Annotated in this window: 20 protein-coding genes, 1 tRNA gene and 1 riboswitch; of the genes, 8 read left to right on the top strand and 13 right to left on the bottom strand. The window is 70.7% G+C overall.

Going from position 1 to position 17,021, the window contains the following annotated elements; all coding sequences use genetic code 11:
• Positions 1–8: 8 nt before the first annotated feature.
• The gene (locus ACFYU9_RS06750; RefSeq protein ID WP_389343253.1) at positions 9–947 is read right to left on the bottom strand and encodes a YDG/SRA domain-containing protein; all 939 of its coding nucleotides are present in this window, start codon (positions 945–947) and stop codon (positions 9–11) included.
• 121 nt (positions 948–1,068) lie between these two features.
• On the opposite strand from ACFYU9_RS06750, the gene ACFYU9_RS06745 reads away from it, so the two are divergent.
• Entirely contained in the window at positions 1,069–1,377 is a 309-nt protein-coding gene (locus ACFYU9_RS06745; RefSeq protein ID WP_389343250.1) for a hypothetical protein, read from the top strand.
• A 43-nt stretch (positions 1,378–1,420) separates the two neighbouring features.
• On the opposite strand, the gene ACFYU9_RS06740 is transcribed toward ACFYU9_RS06745, so the two are convergent.
• From ACFYU9_RS06740 to ACFYU9_RS06725, 4 genes are read right to left on the bottom strand one after another with little or no spacing between them, the layout of a single operon-like run.
• Positions 1,421–2,689: a DUF445 domain-containing protein gene (locus tag ACFYU9_RS06740; protein ID WP_389206604.1), complete on the bottom strand. Its 1,269-nt coding sequence runs from the start codon at positions 2,687–2,689 to the stop codon at positions 1,421–1,423.
• 12 nt (positions 2,690–2,701) lie between these two features.
• The gene (locus ACFYU9_RS06735) at positions 2,702–3,676 is read right to left on the bottom strand and encodes an ATP-binding cassette domain-containing protein (RefSeq protein WP_389343247.1); all 975 of its coding nucleotides are present in this window, start codon (positions 3,674–3,676) and stop codon (positions 2,702–2,704) included.
• Between the two features lie 3 nt (positions 3,677–3,679).
• Positions 3,680–4,465, bottom strand: a complete 786-nt coding sequence (locus tag ACFYU9_RS06730; protein WP_389344123.1) for an ABC transporter permease — start codon at positions 4,463–4,465, stop codon at positions 3,680–3,682.
• Between the two features lie 40 nt (positions 4,466–4,505).
• Positions 4,506–5,306, bottom strand: a complete 801-nt coding sequence (locus ACFYU9_RS06725; RefSeq protein ID WP_389344121.1) for an ABC transporter permease — start codon at positions 5,304–5,306, stop codon at positions 4,506–4,508.
• Positions 5,307–5,502: 196 nt separating this feature from the next.
• Between ACFYU9_RS06725 and ACFYU9_RS06720 the strand changes: the two genes are divergently transcribed.
• The gene (locus ACFYU9_RS06720) at positions 5,503–7,839 is read left to right on the top strand and encodes a transglycosylase domain-containing protein (protein WP_389343244.1); all 2,337 of its coding nucleotides are present in this window, start codon (positions 5,503–5,505) and stop codon (positions 7,837–7,839) included.
• Here the strand turns inward: ACFYU9_RS06720 and ACFYU9_RS06715 are convergent.
• The 3 genes from ACFYU9_RS06715 to ACFYU9_RS06705 form a co-directional block, all read right to left on the bottom strand.
• On the bottom strand, positions 7,817–8,137 hold the full coding sequence (locus ACFYU9_RS06715) for a DMT family transporter (protein ID WP_389206610.1): 321 nt from the start codon (positions 8,135–8,137) through the stop codon (positions 7,817–7,819). The two genes, ACFYU9_RS06720 and ACFYU9_RS06715, sit on opposite strands and share 23 nt — an antisense overlap.
• Before the next feature lie 41 nt (positions 8,138–8,178).
• A riboswitch (guanidine-III (ykkC-III) riboswitch) is annotated at positions 8,179–8,244 on the bottom strand.
• 60 nt (positions 8,245–8,304) lie between these two features.
• A complete protein-coding gene (locus tag ACFYU9_RS06710) occupies positions 8,305–8,643 on the bottom strand; it encodes a GroES family chaperonin (RefSeq protein ID WP_389206612.1) in 339 nt (112 codons plus the stop codon).
• Positions 8,644–8,704: 61 nt separating this feature from the next.
• Positions 8,705–9,022, bottom strand: a complete 318-nt coding sequence (locus ACFYU9_RS06705) for a DUF3618 domain-containing protein (protein WP_389206614.1) — start codon at positions 9,020–9,022, stop codon at positions 8,705–8,707.
• Positions 9,023–9,161: 139 nt separating this feature from the next.
• On the opposite strand from ACFYU9_RS06705, the gene bcp reads away from it, so the two are divergent.
• From bcp to ACFYU9_RS06690, 3 genes are all read left to right on the top strand, one after another.
• Complete coding sequence (gene bcp / locus ACFYU9_RS06700; protein WP_389206616.1) at positions 9,162–9,635, top strand: thioredoxin-dependent thiol peroxidase; 474 nt, start codon at positions 9,162–9,164, stop codon at positions 9,633–9,635.
• Between the two features lie 53 nt (positions 9,636–9,688).
• Positions 9,689–9,850 carry an HNH endonuclease gene (locus ACFYU9_RS06695; protein WP_389343241.1) on the top strand — a complete coding sequence of 54 codons (162 nt, stop codon included), beginning with the start codon at positions 9,689–9,691 and terminating at the stop codon, positions 9,848–9,850.
• Positions 9,851–9,862: 12 nt separating this feature from the next.
• Positions 9,863–9,945 (top strand) — tRNA-Leu (locus tag ACFYU9_RS06690).
• Positions 9,946–10,001: 56 nt separating this feature from the next.
• On the opposite strand, the gene rdgB is transcribed toward ACFYU9_RS06690, so the two are convergent.
• The 4 genes from rdgB to ACFYU9_RS06670 all read right to left on the bottom strand — a co-directional run bounded on the left by rdgB (position 10,002) and on the right by ACFYU9_RS06670 (position 12,125).
• On the bottom strand, positions 10,002–10,604 hold the full coding sequence (gene rdgB, locus ACFYU9_RS06685) for an RdgB/HAM1 family non-canonical purine NTP pyrophosphatase (RefSeq protein ID WP_389206621.1): 603 nt from the start codon (positions 10,602–10,604) through the stop codon (positions 10,002–10,004).
• Positions 10,605–10,624: 20 nt separating this feature from the next.
• Positions 10,625–11,005 carry a hypothetical protein gene (locus ACFYU9_RS06680; protein ID WP_389206623.1) on the bottom strand — a complete coding sequence of 127 codons (381 nt, stop codon included), beginning with the start codon at positions 11,003–11,005 and terminating at the stop codon, positions 10,625–10,627.
• A gap of 78 nt (positions 11,006–11,083) precedes the next feature.
• On the bottom strand, positions 11,084–11,815 hold the full coding sequence (rph, locus tag ACFYU9_RS06675) for a ribonuclease PH (protein ID WP_389206625.1): 732 nt from the start codon (positions 11,813–11,815) through the stop codon (positions 11,084–11,086).
• A 76-nt stretch (positions 11,816–11,891) separates the two neighbouring features.
• Positions 11,892–12,125 (bottom strand): glucose PTS transporter subunit EIIB, encoded by a 234-nt coding sequence (locus ACFYU9_RS06670; protein WP_389206627.1) that lies wholly within the window; start codon positions 12,123–12,125, stop codon positions 11,892–11,894.
• Between the two features lie 222 nt (positions 12,126–12,347).
• On the opposite strand from ACFYU9_RS06670, the gene ACFYU9_RS06665 reads away from it, so the two are divergent.
• Positions 12,348–13,676, top strand: a complete 1,329-nt coding sequence (locus tag ACFYU9_RS06665) for a PTS transporter subunit EIIC (protein ID WP_389206629.1) — start codon at positions 12,348–12,350, stop codon at positions 13,674–13,676.
• 277 nt (positions 13,677–13,953) lie between these two features.
• Positions 13,954–15,219 (top strand): PTS transporter subunit EIIC, encoded by a 1,266-nt coding sequence (locus ACFYU9_RS06660; RefSeq protein WP_389343238.1) that lies wholly within the window; start codon positions 13,954–13,956, stop codon positions 15,217–15,219.
• A gap of 145 nt (positions 15,220–15,364) precedes the next feature.
• Here ACFYU9_RS06660 and ACFYU9_RS06655 read toward each other — a convergent pair whose 3' ends face one another.
• Positions 15,365–16,117 carry an MBL fold metallo-hydrolase gene (locus ACFYU9_RS06655; protein WP_389206633.1) on the bottom strand — a complete coding sequence of 251 codons (753 nt, stop codon included), beginning with the start codon at positions 16,115–16,117 and terminating at the stop codon, positions 15,365–15,367.
• Between the two features lie 200 nt (positions 16,118–16,317).
• On the opposite strand from ACFYU9_RS06655, the gene ACFYU9_RS06650 reads away from it, so the two are divergent.
• The gene (locus tag ACFYU9_RS06650; protein ID WP_389343235.1) at positions 16,318–16,827 is read left to right on the top strand and encodes a type II toxin-antitoxin system PemK/MazF family toxin; all 510 of its coding nucleotides are present in this window, start codon (positions 16,318–16,320) and stop codon (positions 16,825–16,827) included.
• Positions 16,828–17,021 lie beyond the last annotated feature (194 nt).

The raw sequence follows: 17,021 nt of genomic DNA, 5'->3' as shown, positions 1-17,021 counted from the left end.
GGGTCGATTCACTGGCCTTCTTGAGAATCGAGGATCCTCCAGAACCGGCGGTGTGCCGCTGCGAACCTGGCCTTGACGCGGTGTTGCGGCTCTATCCACAGCGGGCTTTCCGAGGGCACACCCGTCGCGGCAAACCGGTCCACCACCTGGAAGGTGTCCGTCAGATAGATGGCTCCGCGGTCGAGGCGAACGTGGCAATTAGGACACAGACAGAGCACATTGCCCTCGATGTCCGGGCCACCCGCCTTCCCCAGGGCCTGAAGGTGAGCGCCTTCCGCGTAGCTCTTTCCATCGGGGCCCACCGGCAGCGTTGAGCGGCAAATCTGGCAGCGATGCCGGTACCACGTCTTCACCCGGCGTACGACGGCGGTGTCGCGCACGATGCGCTCTACGGTCGCCGTGCGGCGCGGCGCTTCGCCAAGAACGAGGTCTTCGACCTGCTGCTCGAGCGAGGTCAACTCCTGCTGGTCTTCCACCAGTCGCGTCAGCTTGAAGCGGAGTATTCGGAAGCCGGCCCGACCCGTTTCCTCGCTCTCCTCCGTCACTCGGTACAGACCGTCGTAGCGGTATCCCGATGCAGGCGAGAGGTCGCGGTCGCCTCGCGGCCCTCTGATCACACGGACCGGAAGCGCGAAGCGCCTGCTGTTTCGAAGGCCCTCGTTGCCAGGGGTCTCCCAAGACTGATCGAACTCTTGGCGCCCGGTGTTGGGATTACGCCCACCGGCTCCGGTGTAGAGGATGCTGTCCCACTCGTCGTAATCGTCCTCATAGCCGTTGTTCAGGACGATTGCGTCGGCCACACGGCGAGCGTTGCCGTCCAGCCCCCACGAGATCCCAGCCTGGTCTTCCTTGTGAAGGCCAGCTGCCTTCACATGCTTCCGCGAGTCGAAATGCGTTCCAGGAAGGATGTCGCCGATGTGCCCGAAAACAGCTTGATACGCAGCCATGCGAACATGTTGCCAATGAAACGATCCACTTTGGTCGCTGCATCGATCATCTCGTCATCCCTGGCCGAAAATTGATCACTCGGTGACCTACCTGGCTTCACTCTCGACGAAAGGCCTCATCATGCCCAGCACCCGCACCCTCTCCCCCGCCATCGCCGCCGCCGGCCTCGTCGGTGGTTACGCCGTCGCCCGCTGGACCAAGAAGCGGCCGCTGGGTGGGGTCGTGCTGGCCGTGGCCGGTGGGGTGGCGGCGCGGGAGTGGCAGCAGGCCGCGGGCACGAAGGCTGCCGTCGGGCTGACCGCGGGGTACGTGGCCGCCTTCGCCGGGTCGCACCCGCTCGCGAAGAAGATCGGGGCGTGGCCGGCGGTGTTCTCCGTGGCCGGGGCGATGGCCGGCGCCGCGTACGCCGTCACCCGCAACGCCGAATAGCCCCTCGTCCCTTGCTCCTCGCCCACTAGCCCTCTGACCCCTCTCACCCTCCCAGCGCCCTGCTCACCGTGTAGATCAGCAGGCCCGCCAGCGCGCCCACCACCGTGCCGTTGATCCGGATGAACTGGAGGTCCCGGCCGATGTTCGCCTCGATCTTCTTCGAGGTCTGGGTGGCGTCCCAGCCGGCGACCGTGTCGGTGATCAGGGAGGTGATCTCGGTGCGGTAGGTGGTGACGACGTACGCCGCGGCGTCTTCCGCCCAGCCCTCGACCTTGGTCTGGAGCTGGGGGTCTTCCGACAGGCGGGTGCCGAGGGAGATGAGGGAGGCGCGGGCGCGGCGGCGGAGTTGGCTCTGGTCGTCGTCGGCGGCGGCGAGGAGGAGGTCGCGGACGGAGGACCAGGCCGAGGCGATGATGTCCTGGACCTCGGGGCGGGCCAGGATGTCGGACTTCAGGCGCTCGACGCGCGCGCGGGTGTCCGTGTCGGCCTGGAGGTCGGCGGCGAAGTCGCGGAGGAAGCGGTCGATGGCGCCGCGGGCCGGGTGGGACGGCATGTCGCGCATCTCGGTGACGAAGCGCAGCAGTTCGCGGTAGACGCGTTCGCCGACCTTGCGGTCGACGAAGCGCGGCGTCCAGCCGGGCGCGCCGCCCTGGACCGCGTCCATCACCGAGTCGCCGTGGGTGACGAGCCAGTCGTGGGCCCGCACGCACACGAGGTCGACCGCGCGGTGGTGGGCGCCTTCCGCGACCATCCGTTCCAGCGTCTTGCCGAGGCCCGGGGCGATCTCCGCGGCCTCCGCCCGCCGGGTGATCGCCTCGCCGACGACCGCCTGGACGTCGGAGTCGCGCAGCACCGTCAGGGCGCCGCGCAGCGCCGCCGCCAGCTCCGACGTCACCCGGTCCGCGTGCTCCGGGTCCGCCAGCCAGGCGCCGAGGCGGCGGGCGATCGCGAAGCCGCGCAGCCTGCCCCGTACGACGTCGGCGGAGAGGAAGTTCTCGCCGACGAACGCGCCGAGCGAGGCGCCCAGCTGGTCCTTCTTCGTCGGGATGATCGCGGTGTGCGGGATCGGCAGGCCCAGCGGCCGCCGGAACAGCGCCGTCACCGCGAACCAGTCCGCCAGCGCGCCCACCATGCCGGCCTCCGCCGCGGCCGCCACATAGCCGGCCCAGGCGCCCCAGCCCTCGTTCTTCCCCCACGTGGCCAGGGCGTACACCGCCGCCACCAGCGCCAGCAGGCCCGTCGCCATCGCCTTCATGCGGCGGACGCCCCTGCTCTTCTCCTCGTCCGCCGCCGTGTACGTGAAGCTGACCATCACCGGACCTCCCTATCTCAGGGACTCCCGGGGCGTACGCGGAGTTCCCGCATACATCTTCGCGATCACCGCCTCGATGTCCGGCTCCCGCACCGACAGGTCCACCAGCGGGTACGCCGCGGCCACCGCCGCCACCACCGGCGCCGCCGACCCGGATGAGGGAAGGGCGAGAAACTGCCTCGGGCCCTCCGCCCTCACGAAACGCGCCCCCGCCACCTCGATCGGGTCCGTCTCCCGCGCCAGGTCGACCACCAGCGTCCGCTCCCCGTCGCCCGCCGCCCGCAGCCCGGCCAGCTCGCCGTCGTACATCAGCCGGCCGTGGTCGATCACCATCACCCGCGAGCACAGCTGCTCGATGTCGGTCAGGTCGTGCGTCGTCAGCAGCACCGTCGTGCCCCGCGTGGCGTTCAGCTCCCGCAGGAAGCCGCGGACCTTCGCCTTCGACACCACATCGAGGCCGATCGTCGGCTCGTCGAGGTAGAGCACGTCCGGGTCGTGCAACAGCGCCGCCGCGATGTCGCCGCGCATCCGCTGGCCGAGGGAGAGCTGCCGTACGGGTACGTCGAGCAGGTCGCCCAGTTCCAGGAGCTCCACGCACCGCGCCAGGTTCGCCCGGAACCGGTCGTCCGGGATCCGGTACATCCGGTGGACGAGCGTGTACGAGTCGCGCAGCGGCAGGTCCCACCACAGCGTCGTGCGCTGGCCGAACACCACCCCGATGCGCCGCGCGAGCCGGGTCCGCTCCCGTGCCGGGTCGATGCCGGCGACCCGCAGCCGGCCGCCGCTCGGGGTGAGGATGCCGGTGAGCATCTTGATCGTCGTGGACTTCCCCGCGCCGTTCGGGCCGATGTAGCCGACCATCTCCCCCTTCCCGACACCGAAGGAGATGCCGTCGACCGCCCGCACCTCCCGCTTCTCCCGCCGCAGCAGCCCCGCCCGCCTACGGACCGTGAAGACCTTCTCGACCCCGTCCAGCTCAATGAACACCGCTCAGCTTCCCGTCGATCGGTACGCCCGCAGACCCACCCGCCACGCCCACCCCGCCACCACACAGCACACCGCCGCCACCAGCGGCGACGCGAACGCCGCCGCGTCCGGCACGCCCTCCGGGGCCGGGCGCCCGAGCACGTACAGCGCCGGCAGCCAGTTCACGAACGCCAGCGGCACCACGTACACCACGCCCCGCACCAGGTCCCGGGCGAAGATCGTCGGCGGGTACTGCAGGAGGGTGTTGCCGCCGTAGGTGAACGAGTTCGTGACCTCCGACGCGTCCTGCATCCAGAACAGCACCGACGCGCCGAGCACCATCAGCGCCCCGAAGATCAGCGCCCCGCTCACCACCATCACCGGCACCAGGGCCACCTTCAGCGGCGACCACTCCACCCCGTCGAGCAGCGCCAGACCCCACACCAGCACGATCAGCCCCTGCACGACCCGGCCGAGCCGCCGCAGCGCGAACCGGTCCGCCGCCACCTGTGCGAGGACCGGCGCCGGGCGCAGCAGGAACGTGTCGAACGAGCCGTCGCGCACCCGCCTGCCCATCCGCGGCAGCGAGCCCATCACCAGATCGGCCAGCCCGAACGACGTCCCGGCCGTCCCGTACAGGAAGGCCACCTCGGCGAAGGAGAAGCCGCCGAGCCCGCGGCCCCGGACCTGTCCGAACATCAGGAGGATGACGACGAAGTCGAAGAAGGTGACACCGAGGCTGGAGAGGAAGGTCAGGGCGAAGGAGGAGCGGTACGTGAGGGTGGAGCGGATCCACATGCCCGCCACCATCCGGTACGTACGCCAGGACTCCACCACCGGTGACACGCGTTCAGCCACCCTGCACCACCACCTTCCGCGTCGCCGCCGCCTGCACCGCCCGTCCCGTCGCGAGCAGCGCCACCGCCCAGCCGGCCTGGAAGCCGTACGCGCGCAGCAGCCCCCATCCCGCGTACCGCTCCAGGTAGACGTCCGCCGGCACCTGGAGCATCGACGCCCACGGCAGCAGCCGCGCCACCTCGCCGAGGCCGCCCGGGAAGACGCTCAGCGGCAGCAGCATCCCGGAGAAGAACAGGCCGCTCAGCCAGGCGACCTGCAGCACGCCCTGGCCGTCGAGCAGCCAGAAGGCGCTGAGCGCGACCAGGTACCAGACCGCGAAGCTGACGGCCGAGCCGAGCGCCACGGAGAGGAGGAAGGCGGGCCAGGTCCACAAGTGGGAGGGCAGGGTGACGTCGAAGACGAGGGCGCCGAAGAGCATCGGGACGATGCCGCGGCCGAGCAGCTGGTACGCGGAGCGGCCGGCGTTGGCGGCGAACCACCAGGTCTGCAGGTCGGCGGGGCGGTAGAGGTCGACGGCGATGTCGCCGGTCCTGATCCGCTCGATCAGCTCGTCCTCGAAGCCGCCGCCCATCAGCCCGCAGACGGTGATGAGGGCCTGGCCGATCCACACATAGGCGAGCGCGTCACCCATGCCGTAGCCGCCGAGGCCGGGGCGGGCCTGCCAGAGGGCGATGTAGGTGTACGACAGGATGAAGCCGAAGACGGTGTTGGTGAACACCCCCGCGGCCGTCGCCACGCGGTACGTGGCATGGCGCCGGAACCCGCCCGCGGCGACCGTCGCGTAGAGCCGCAGCATGCCCCCTGCTCCCTCCCGTCGGCCCGGCGCACCGAAGCGCGCATCGAAGCGCACATCGAAGCGCACATCGCGGCGCATATCGAGGCGCATATCGAGGCGCACACCAAAGGCGCCCGACCCTAGTGGGATTCCCCGTGCCGTCGCGAGCGGATTTCCCGCCCCATGAGGCCCCGCAAGTGCAGGATGTGGTGTTATGTCCTCTTCATCCGATACGAGTGAGGTCCAACCGGCCGCCCCCGCGGCCTGGGAGCCCCGGGACCCGACCCTCCCCGCACCCCGCCCGGCCCGACGGCGGCCCCGCCTCCTCCTGCGGATCCTCAGACGCCTCCTCGGCCTCGCCGTCCTCGGCGGCCTGCTGCTCCTCGGCGGCCTCGTCGCCGGCTACCTCCTCGTGGACGTCCCGGCCGCCAACGCCAGCGCCGTCGCCCAGTCCAACCTCTTCCTCTACCGCGACGGCACCCAGATCGCCCGCGCCGGCGAGGTCGACCGCGAGAACGTGAGCCTCGCGCGCGTACCGCTCCCCGTCCAGCACGCCGTGCTCGCCGCCGAGGACCGCGACTTCCACCACTCGCCGGCCGTCGACCCGCGCGCCATGCTCCGCGCCACCTGGAACACCCTCACCGGCAAGGGCCGCCAGTCCGGCTCCACCATCACCCAGCAGTACGTCAAGAACTACTACCTCGGCCAGGAACAGACCCTCACCCGCAAGGCCAAGGAGTTCTTCATCGCGCTCAAGCTCGGCCGCGAGAAGAGCAAGTCCGAGATCCTGGAGGGGTACCTGAACACCAGTTACTTCGGCCGCAACGCCTACGGCATCCAGGCCGCCGCCCGCGCCTACTACGGCAAGGACGCCAAGGAGCTCGACACCGCCGAAGGCGCCTACCTCGCCTCCCTCCTCAACGCACCCAACGCCTACGACGTCGCCACCCACCCCGAGAACCGCCCCCGCGCCCTCGCCCGCTGGCGCTACGTCCTCGACGGCATGGTGAAGGAGGGCTGGCTGGGCCGCGCGCAGCGCGCCGCCGCCGTCTTCCCCGCCCCGCACCCCATGAGCCCCTCCGCCGGGCTCTCCGGACAGCGCGGCTACCTCGTCCAGGCCGTCGAGCAGTACCTCACCGAGCACGGCATCGTCGACGACAAGACCCTGGCCGCCGGCGGCTTCCGCATCACCACCACCCTCGAACCCGCCAAACAGGCCGCCCTCGTCAAGGCCGTCGAGGACCACGTCACCTCCCGGCTCGACCCTGCGCTCAACCCCGCCGACACGTGGGTACGGGTCGGCAGCGCCGCCATCGACCAGACGAGCGGCAAGGTCGTCGCCCTCTACGGCGGCATCGACTACACCCGGCAGTACGTCAACAACGCCACCCGCCGCGACTACCAGGTCGGCTCCACCTTCAAGCCCTTCGTGCTCGCCGCCGCCTTCCAGCAGGGCGCGCAGACCCAGGAGGGCGAGCGGATCACCCCCAACACCCTCTACGACGGCGACAACCGCCGCCCCGTGCAGGGCTGGCCCGGCGCGCCCTACGACCCCGCCAACGAGGACGACACCAACTACGGCGAGATCACCGTCCGCGCCGCCACCGACCACTCGGTCAACGCCGTGTACGCCCAGCTGGCCGTCGACGTCGGCCCGGCCCGGGTCCGCCAGACCGCCGTCGCCCTCGGCCTGCCGCCCCGCACCCCCGACCTCACCTCCTCCCCCTCCATCGCGCTCGGCCCCGCCACCGCCAGCGTCCTCGACGTCGCACAGGCGTACGCGACGCTCGCGAACCACGGCCGGCGCGGCGCGTACACGCTGGTGGAGAAGGTCACCCGGGACGGGGAGGAGCTCGACCTGCCCGGCGCCCGGACCCCGGAGGCCGGCCAGGCCGTCGGGCGCGAGGCCGCCGACACCACCACCGCCGTCCTGCGCGGCGTCGTCGAAGGCGGCTCCGGCACCGCCGCCCTCGCCGCCGGACGGCCCGCGGCCGGCAAGACCGGCACGGCGGAGGACGACAAGGCCGCCTGGTTCGCCGGCTACACCCCCGAGCTCACCACCGTCGTCGCGATGCTGGGCCAGGACCCGCAGACCGGCCGCCAGCTGCCGCTGTACGGCGCCCTCGGCGTGCCCCGGGTCAACGGAAGCGGCGCGCCCGCCGAGATCTGGGCGCAGTTCACGCGCGACGCGCTGGCCGGGGTGCCGCCGAAGGACTTCGATCTGCGACTGATGGAGGGCGCGGAGGAACCGCAGGTGGAACCGCCGGTGCCGGGCCTCCCCAACGGACCGGGCGGCGGCTACGAGGGACCGCAGCGCGGCCGGGGCGCGGGCGGACCGGCGCCGAAGGCGGGCGTACGGGACGGGGGACGGTACGACGTACGGGAGTGGAGCCCGGCGCCCCCGAGGCAGGAGCCGCCCCGCGAGGCCCCGCAGCCGCAGTCGCAGTCGCAGCCGCAGCCGCCGGCACCGGACGCGCCCGGCCCCGCACCCGCACCGCCCTCCGGCCCCGCGGCCGCCCCCGCGGCCGTCAGTGGCCGGACGTCGCCTTGAGGCCGACCACCGCCACCAGCAGCAGACACACGAAGAAGATCCGGGCGGCGGTCGCCGGCTCACCCAGGACGACCATGCCGAGCACCGCCGCACCGGCCGCGCCGATGCCGACCCACACGCCGTAGGCCGTACCGATGGGCAGGGTCTTGGTGGCCTGGGCCAGGAGCAGCATCGAGGCGACGATGCCGGCGACGGTGAAGACGCTCGGCCACAGACGGGTGAAGCCCTCGGTGTACTTCATGCCGATCGACCAGCCGACCTCGAGCAGACCGGCGAGAAGAAGAAGGACCCAGGCCATGACGACGAACCTCCGCGAGACGGATCAGAGCGATCAACAGGAGTGCGTCGTCTTGTCGTGAACCCGGTACGGCGCGTCTCGTCGGGGTGCTTCCACCCTAGCAAAGAACATGCAAAGGGCCTGGTGACACCGGTCACCAGGCCCTTCGAGCTGCGTCTCGCAGCGTCTTACAGATACAGCCCGGTCGAGTCGGAGGCGCCCTGGAAACGGTCCGCCGCGACGGCGTGCAGATCGCGCTCGCGCATCAGGACGTACGCCACGCCCCGCACCTCGACCTCGGCCCGGTCCTCGGGGTCGTACAGGACCCGGTCGCCGATCTCGACGGTACGGACGTTCTGCCCGACCGCGACGACCTCGGCCCAGGCCAGCCGGCGGCCGACCGCGGCGGTCGCGGGGATCAGGATGCCGCCGCCGGAACGCCGCTCGCCCTCCGGGGTGTCGGTCCGGACCAGGACGCGGTCGTGCAGCATCCGGATGGGCAGCTTGTCGTGGGTGTTGTCGCTCACGGTTCGAACCTACCTGCCCGGGCGTGTCGCCCGCACAGCAAGGTCACTCCGCCGCTCCCGATCAGTCCTTGTCCCTGCGGGAGCTCGCGATCAGCCCGATGACGGCCACGGCGACGAGCGCCGCCGGCACCACGCGCTCCAGACGCGGCGCGCCGTCCGCGTGGGTGAAGCGGGCCTTCACGTCCGAGACGACGCGGTTGACGGCGACGAACGCGCGGCCCGCGGTGTGGTCGATCTGGGCGACGACCTTGGCCTTGGCATCACCGACGATGGTCTTCGGATGCAGCCGAATGCCGATCTCGTCGAGAGTGACGGCGAGCTGCTCGCGCCGGCGGACGATGTCCGCCTCGATCTCCGCAGGGGTCCTGGCCTCCGACACCGCGCCGCCTCCGTCATAGTCGTGTTTCCCGGTCGCTCTGGACAGTTTGTCAGCTCACGCGCCCGTGAGTCGTCCCCGACCCCCATTAGGCCGCATTAGGCTCGGGTCGCGTACGCGAACTTCCCGAGGAGAGCCAGCCATGAGCGAGCGACTGCAGCCCGGCGACACCGCCCCCGCCTTCACCCTGCCCGACGCGGACGGCAACGAGGTCTCCCTCGCGGACCACAAGGGCCGCAAGGTCATCGTCTACTTCTACCCCGCCGCCCTCACCCCGGGCTGCACCAAGCAGGCGTGCGACTTCACCGACAACCTCGACCTGCTGGCCGACGCGGGCTACGACGTCATCGGCGTCTCCCCCGACAAGCCGGAGAAGCTCGCCAAGTTCCGCGAGAAGGAGAACCTCAAGGTCACCCTGGTCGGCGACCCGGACAAGACCGTCCTGGAGGCGTACGGCGCCTTCGGCGAGAAGAAGCTCTACGGCAAGGTCGTCACGGGCGTGATCCGCTCGACGATCGTCGTCGACGAGGAGGGCAAGGTCGAGCGCGCCCTCTACAACGTGAAGGCCACCGGCCACGTCGCCAAGATCATCAAGGACCTGAAGATCGAGGGCTGAGCCCTCCGAGGCCGAATGCGGAACGGTCCGCACGCTTCCACCGTCGGGAAGCAGTGCGGGCCGTCCGTCGCAGTCGCAGTCGCAGTGTGACGCTTGAGGCCGACCACATCGACGCCAACCGGCGCGGCGACCGGCGCGAGAACCTGCGGCTGCTGTGCCCCAACTGCCATGCGGTCACTGACACCTGGTGCCGCGGGGGGCGGCGAGTACAGTAAGGCCTCGTACGCGCGGCCGTGGTGGAACGGTAGACACCCTGCGTTTAGGTCGCAGTGGGCTAACGCCCGTGAGGGTTCGAATCCCTCCGGCCGCACCCCGAACGGCCTGCGAATCGAAGCTTCGATTCGCAGGCCGTTCTTGTGCGAGCCCTCAGCCCAGCAGTTCCTTCACCACCGGCACCAGCGCCCTGAACGCCTTGCCGCGGTGGCTGATCGCGTTCTTCTGCTCCGGTGTCAGTTCCGCGCACGTCACCTCGTGGCCCTCCGGCTGGAGGATCGGGTCGTAGCCGAAGCCGTTCGTGCCCGCCGGCTCGTGGCGGAGGGTGCCGGGGAGGCGGCCTTCGACGACGCGTTCGGTGCCGTCGGGGAGGGCGAGGGCCGCCGCGCAGGCGAAGTGGGCGGCGCGGTGGGTGTCGTCGATGTCTGCGAGCTGGGCCAGGAGGAGGTCCAGGTTGGCCTTGTCGTTGCCGTGGGTGCCGGACCAGCGGGCGGAGAAGATGCCGGGGGCGCCGTTCAGGACGTCGACGCAGAGGCCGGAGTCGTCGGCGACGGCGGGGAGGCCGGTGGCCTGGGCGAGGGCGTGGGCCTTGAGGAGGGCGTTCTCCGCGAAGGTGACGCCGGTTTCCTTGACGTCGGGGATCTCGGGGTACGCGTCCGCGCCGACGAGTTCGAGGTCGAGGCCGGCGTCGGCGAGGATCGCGTGGAGTTCGGTGATCTTGCCCGCGTTGCGGGTGGCGAGGATCAGACGGGTCATGCCCCGATTATCCCGGTGGGCTACGGGGTGCAGACCTTGCCGATCTCGGTGGCCGCGTCCGTGATGGGCTTGAGGTCGGGGGTGGTGTCGCCGTTCTTGACGGCGGTGCGGACGGAGTCGACGCCCTTGTCGAGGTCGTCGACGGCCTTGGAGAGGTCGGCGTTGTCCGTCGTGTTCTTGAGGTTGCCCAGCTCGGTGTCGATGCTGTTCAGGGCCTCTTCGATCTGCGTCGGGTCGTTGGAGGCGCTGCTGACCGCCTGCTGGAGGTTGCTGACCGAGGTGGCGATGGCGTCGGCGGTCTTGACGCAGTCCATGGCCTTGTCGAGCGCGCCGCAGCCGACGAGCGTGGTGAGTGCGGCTGCCGTGGCGACGGCGAGGGCTATGGTGCGGCGGCGCTTCATGGTGCTGGTCCCCCCAGGATGTGGACGGGGCGCACGGTTCGGCCCGTGCGCCCGTGTCCTCAAGGACGTCTTGCCGCGTCAGAGAGTTCCCTCGAGCGCCTTGCGCTGGATCTCGGCGAGTTCGGCGCAGCCGCCGGACGCGAGGTCGAGGAGCGCGTTGAGCTCCTTGCGGTCGAAGGGCTCGGCCTCGGCGGTGCCCTGGACCTCGACGAAGCGGCCGTCGCCGGTGCAGACGACGTTCATGTCGGTGTCGGCGCGGACGTCCTCCTCGTAGCAGAGGTCGAGGAGCGGGGTGCCGTCGACGATGCCGACGGAGACGGCGGCGACGGTGCCGGTGAGCGGCTTGCGGCCGGCGCGGACGAGCTTCTTGCCCTGGGCCCAGGCGACGGCGTCGGCGAGGGCGACGTAGGCGCCGGTGATGGCGGCGGTGCGGGTGCCGCCGTCGGCCTGGAGGACGTCACAGTCGAGGACGATGGTGTTCTCGCCGAGCGCCTTGTAGTCGATGACGGCGCGCAGGGAGCGGCCGATGAGGCGGGAGATCTCGTGGGTGCGGCCGCCGATCTTGCCGCGGACGGATTCGCGGTCGCCGCGGGTGTTGGTGGCGCGGGGGAGCATGGAGTACTCGCCGGTGACCCAGCCCTCCCCGCTGCCCTTGCGCCAGCGCGGCACGCCTTCGGTGACGGAGGCGGTGCAGAAGACCTTGGTGTCGCCGAAGGAGATGAGGACGGAGCCCTCGGCGTGCTTGCTCCAGCCGCGTTCGATGGTGACGGGGCGGAGCTGTTCGGGGGTACGGCCGTCGATGCGAGACATGCCACGAGCGTAGCCCCATGCGAGGAGGGCCCGTTCCCCTGCCGGAACGGGCCCTCCTTCAGCTGGTGTCAGCTGCTCACATCATGTCTTCGATGTCCGCGGCGATCGGGTCGGCGTCGGTGCCGATGACGACCTGGATGGCGGTGCCCATCTTCACGACGCCGTGGGCGCCGGCGGCCTTGAGCGCGGCGTCGTCGACCTTGGACGGGTCGATGACCTCGGTGCGGAGGCGGGTGATGCAGCCCTCGACCTCTTCGATGTTCTCGATGCCGCCGAGGCCGGCGACGATCTTCTCAGCCTTGCTGGCCATGTGTTTCTCCCTGTCCGTTCTGCGCGCACCGATGGTCCGCTTTGTCACGGTAACCCACGGTTGGCCCAACCTCGCGAGCGCATACCGCCGTTCTGTCGAATGATGACGATCACCGGCGGGCTGCCCTCGGGCGACGTTCGGAGCCTACCGCAACTGGTCTACACCAGTGTGCGCCCCTCAGGGGCATTCAGGGGCACTCGGGAGCACAGAGGGAGGACGCCGATGAGCAGCGACAGCCCGGGCGCGGGCGCCGCGCCGCCGCAGAAGCCGCCACAGAAGAAGAGGGTGTCGTGGGGCGGCTTCTTCCAGGGGCTGCAGAAGATGGGCCGCAGCCTCCAGCTGCCCATCGCCGTGCTCCCGGCGGCCGGCATCATCAGCCGCCTCGGCCAGCCGGACGTCTTCGGCTCCGACGGCCTGGGCTGGGACAACCTGGCCAAGGTCATGGTCGGGGCCGGCGGCGCGCTGCTCGACGCGGACCTCGGCCTGCCCCTGCTGTTCTGCATCGGCGTCGCCATCGGCATGGCGAAGAAGGCGGACGGCTCGACCGCCCTCGCCGCCACGGCCGGCTTCCTCGTCTACCGGGGCGTGCTGCACGCCTTCCCCAAGGCCTGCCCCGCGGGCACGCGGGACATCGGCGGCGGCTGCCTGGGCCCGAACGACACCTTCGCCGGGTACACGTACCAGAACCCGGGCGTCTTCGGCGGCATCGTGATGGGTCTGCTCGCGGCCTTCTTCTGGCAGCGCTACCACCGGGTGAAGCTGGTCGACTGGCTGGGCTTCTTCAACGGGCGCCGGCTCGTGCCGATCATCATGGCCTTCGTCGGCATCCTCTTCGCCGTGCTGTGCCTGTGGATCTGGCCGCCGATCGGCAACGGCCTGGAGAACTTCAGCGACTGGCTGGTCGGGCTGGGGGCGTGGGGCGCGGGCATCTTCGGCCTCGCGAACCGCGCGCTGCTCGTGATCGGCCTGCACCAGTTCCTGAACGTGCCGATCTGGTTCCAGTTCGGCTCGTACACCAAGCCGGACGGCACCGTGGTGCACGGCGACATCCCGATGTTCCTGGCGGGCGACCCGAACGCCGGCCAGTTCCTCTCCGGCTTCTTCCCGATCATGATGTTCGCGCTGCCGGCCGCCGCCCTCGCCATCACGCACTGCGCCAGGCCGCACCGGCGCAAGGAGGTCGGCGGCATGATGCTGTCGGTCGCCCTGACCTCGTTCGTCACCGGCATCACGGAGCCGATCGAGTACTCGTTCCTCTTCATCGCGCCGGCGCTCTACGTGATCCACGCGCTCCTGACCGGTGTGTCGATGGCGGTGACCTGGGGCCTGGGCGTGCACGACGGCTTCAGTTTCTCGGCCGGCCTGATCGACTACGTGATCAACTGGGGGATCGCGACGAAACCGTGGCTGATCATCCCGATCGGCCTGTGTTTCGCCGTCGTCTATTACGCGATCTTCCGCTTCGCGATCACCAAGTTCGACCTGCCGACCCCGGGCCGCGAACCCGAGGAGCTGGCGGAGGAGCTGGAGCGGGACATCACCAAGGCCTGAGGCTTCCGACCCTCCCCCGGCCCTTCTCCCCGGCCCTCCCTCCGGCCCCTGACGAGGCCCCTGGACCCATCGGTCCGGGGGCCTTTTGTCGTTGCCTGTCCCGCTATGGCTCAGCGCACAGAATTCACAGGTTCCTTATCTAAGTCCCACGTGCTACAACAGGTCTACACCAGTTATTGGTGTAGACCACGCGGTTCAGACCACCGCGTTCCACGAGACGCCGCCGTCACCCCCTTTCACTGTCCCCTGGCGGCGCCTTGCCTACTGGAGGAAGTTGATGAGTACGGCCACCGCCCAGGCCGCCGCTCCCGCGAAGAAGCGCGGATCCGGCCTGTTCCAGGGCCTGCAGAAGGTCGGTCGCAGCCTGCAGCTGCCGATCGCCGTGCTGCCGGCCGCGGGTATCTTGCTCCGTCTCGGCCAGCCCGACGTGTTCGGCGCCGACGGCCTCGGGTGGGGCAAGGTCGCCTCCGTCTTCGCCACGGCCGGCGGCGCGGTCTTCGACAACCTGCCGCTGCTCTTCTGCATCGGCGTGGCCATCGGCTTCGCCAAGAAGGCCGACGGCTCCACCGCCCTCGCCGCCCTGGTCGGCTTCCTGGTCTACAGCAACGTGCTGAAGGCGTTCCCGGTCACCGAGGCCGTCGTCAACACGACCGCCAACAAGGGTGTCGACGTCGCCGCGACGTACAACAACCCGGGCGTCCTCGGCGGCATCCTCATGGGTCTGATCGCCGCCATGCTGTGGCAGAAGTTCCACCGCACCAAGCTCGTCGACTGGCTCGGCTTCTTCAACGGCCGCCGGCTCGTCCCGATCATCATGGCCTTCGTCGGCACCGCCGTCGGTGTCTTCTTCGGCCTGGTCTGGGAGCCCATCGGTGAGGGCATCTCCAGCTTCGGCGAGTGGATGACCGGCCTCGGTGCCGGTGGCGCGGGCCTGTTCGGTCTGATCAACCGCGCGCTGATCCCGGTCGGCATGCACCAGTTCGTGAACACCGTCTCCTGGTTCCAGATCGGTGACTTCACCAACGCCGCCGGCGACGTCGTGCACGGCGACCTCAACCGCTTCTTCGCCGGAGACCCGAGCGCCGGACTCTTCATGTCGGGCTTCTTCCCGATCATGATGTTCGGCCTGCCGGCCGCCGCGCTCGCCATCGCGCACTCGGCCCGCCCGGAGCGCCGCAAGGCCGTCCTCGGCATGATGATCTCGCTCGCCCTGACCTCGTTCGTCACCGGTGTGACCGAGCCGATCGAGTTCTCGTTCATGTTCATCGCACCGCTGCTGTACGCGATCCACGCGGTCCTCACCGCGGTCTCGATGGCCGTGACCTGGGCGCTCGGCGTCCACGCGGGCTTCACCTTCTCGGCCGGTCTCATCGACTACGGCCTGAACTGGAACCTCGCGACGAAGCCGTGGCTGATCATCCCGATCGGTCTGGTCTTCGCGGCGATCTACTACGTGGTCTTCCGCTTCGCGATCACCAAGTTCAACCTGCCGACCCCGGGCCGCGAACCCGAGGAGGAGGTCGAGGACCTCACCAAGGCGTGAGCCCCTCGCCATGAACGGAGAAGTCCCCCGGAACCGGCTGGTTCCGGGGGACTTCTCCGTTGCGCGGCCCGTGCGGGTCGGATCCGTACGACTCGGATCCGAACGTCTGCGCGGCTCGGATCCGGCCGGCTCGGATCCCGCCGGCTCAGATCTCGTACACCGCGCCGCGGTACGCCAGCTCCGCCGGTCCGTCGTACACCTCGCGCGCGTCCGCCAGGTTCTGCTCGCCGTCCGTCCACGGCGGGATGTGCGTGAGGACCAGGCGGCGCACCCCGGCGCGGGCGGCGTGGGCGCCGGCCTCGCGGCCGTTGAGGTGGAGGGCCGGGATGTCCTCCTTGCCGTGGGTGAAGGACGCCTCGCAGAGGAGGAGGTCCGCGTCCGCGGCCAGCTCGTGCAGCGCGTCGCACACGCCGGTGTCGCCGGAGTACGTGAGCGCCCGGCCGCCGTGCTCGACGCGGATGCCGTACGCCTCGACCGGGTGGCACACCTTCTCCACGCGCACGGAGAACGGGCCGATCTCGAACGAGCCCGGCTTCAGCGTGCGGAAGTCGAAGACCTCGCCCATCGAGTGCGGCGACGGGGTGTCCGCGTACGCCGTGGTCAGCCGCTGCTCGGCGCCCTCGGGGGCGTAGACGGGGATCGCGTCGCAGCGGCCGCCCTCGTGGCGGTAGTAGCGGGCGACGAAATAGCCGCACATGTCGATGCAGTGGTCGGCGTGGAGATGGCTGAGGAAGATCGCGTCGAGGTCGTACAGACCGATGTGGCGCTGCAGCTCGCCGAGGGCGCCGTTGCCCATGTCGAGGAGCAGCCGGAAGCCGTCGGCCTCGACGAGGTAGCTCGAGCAGGCCGATTCCGCGGACGGGAACGACCCTGAGCAGCCGACGACGGTGAGCTTCATGGAGCGTGAACCTCCGTGTACGGGAGCGGAAAGCGCGCTGAGGGGGGAGGTCGTGCGATCTGTCGAGCGTACGGCGCGTGGCGGCCGGTCGCTCCTCCGCGGCGGCCCGTTGTGGGCGAACTCACGGGCTCTGTCACCGGTTCGGATGGATGGTGGGGCGGCGCGGCCGGGTGAGCGGCGCGACGGTACCTTCTTGAGGTATGGACACGTCGTGGTGGCCCGCGCTCGTCGCGGTCGTGGTGGTCGCGCTGGCCGTGGTGGTCGCCGGTGGATGGCGCCGCTCGTCCCGCCGGCCCTCGGGACGCGGCCGCCCGCCGGCCCGGCCGGCCCGGCCGCAGGCCCGCCCGACCCGGCCGACCCGCCCGGCGCCGCCCGCGGGGCGCGCGAAGGCGCCGGCGCGGCTGCCGCGCGCGGGTGAGATCTGGTGGGCGGAGGTCCCGTACGAGGACGGGCCCGGCGCCAAGGACCGGCCCTGTCTGGTGCTCTCCCTGCGCCACGACACCGCGCTCGTCGTCAAGATCACCAGCAAGTACCACGACGAGCGCCCGGGCGTGATCGCCCTGCCGCCGGGCTCGGTGGGCGACGCCCAGGGCCGGCCGAGCTTCCTGGAGACGGACGAGCTGCGCGACGTCCCGCTGTGGGGCTTCCGCCGGCGGGTGGGCACGGCGGACCCGGTGGTCTGGGACCAGGTGCGGCACCTGGCGCGATAGCCCGGGGTACGGGTGGCGTACGGGGCGGATGCGGGTTCGCGTACCGGACGGATACGGGCTCGCGCACGGGGCGGATGCGGGTTCGCGGGCGGGGCCGGCCGCCGGTCCGCGTGCGGCTGCGGCTCCGGCTGCTGCTGCTGCGGTCCGCGTACGCCTCCGGGCACCCCTGCCGCCACGCCCCCCGGATGCGCGTA

This window comes from Streptomyces sp. NPDC004327, assembly GCF_042873935.1.
In the GTDB taxonomy this organism is placed as follows: domain Bacteria; phylum Actinomycetota; class Actinomycetes; order Streptomycetales; family Streptomycetaceae; genus Streptomyces.
The sequence above is the reverse complement of the archived record's forward strand: the minus strand, read 5'-3'. Positions and strand labels throughout refer to the sequence as shown.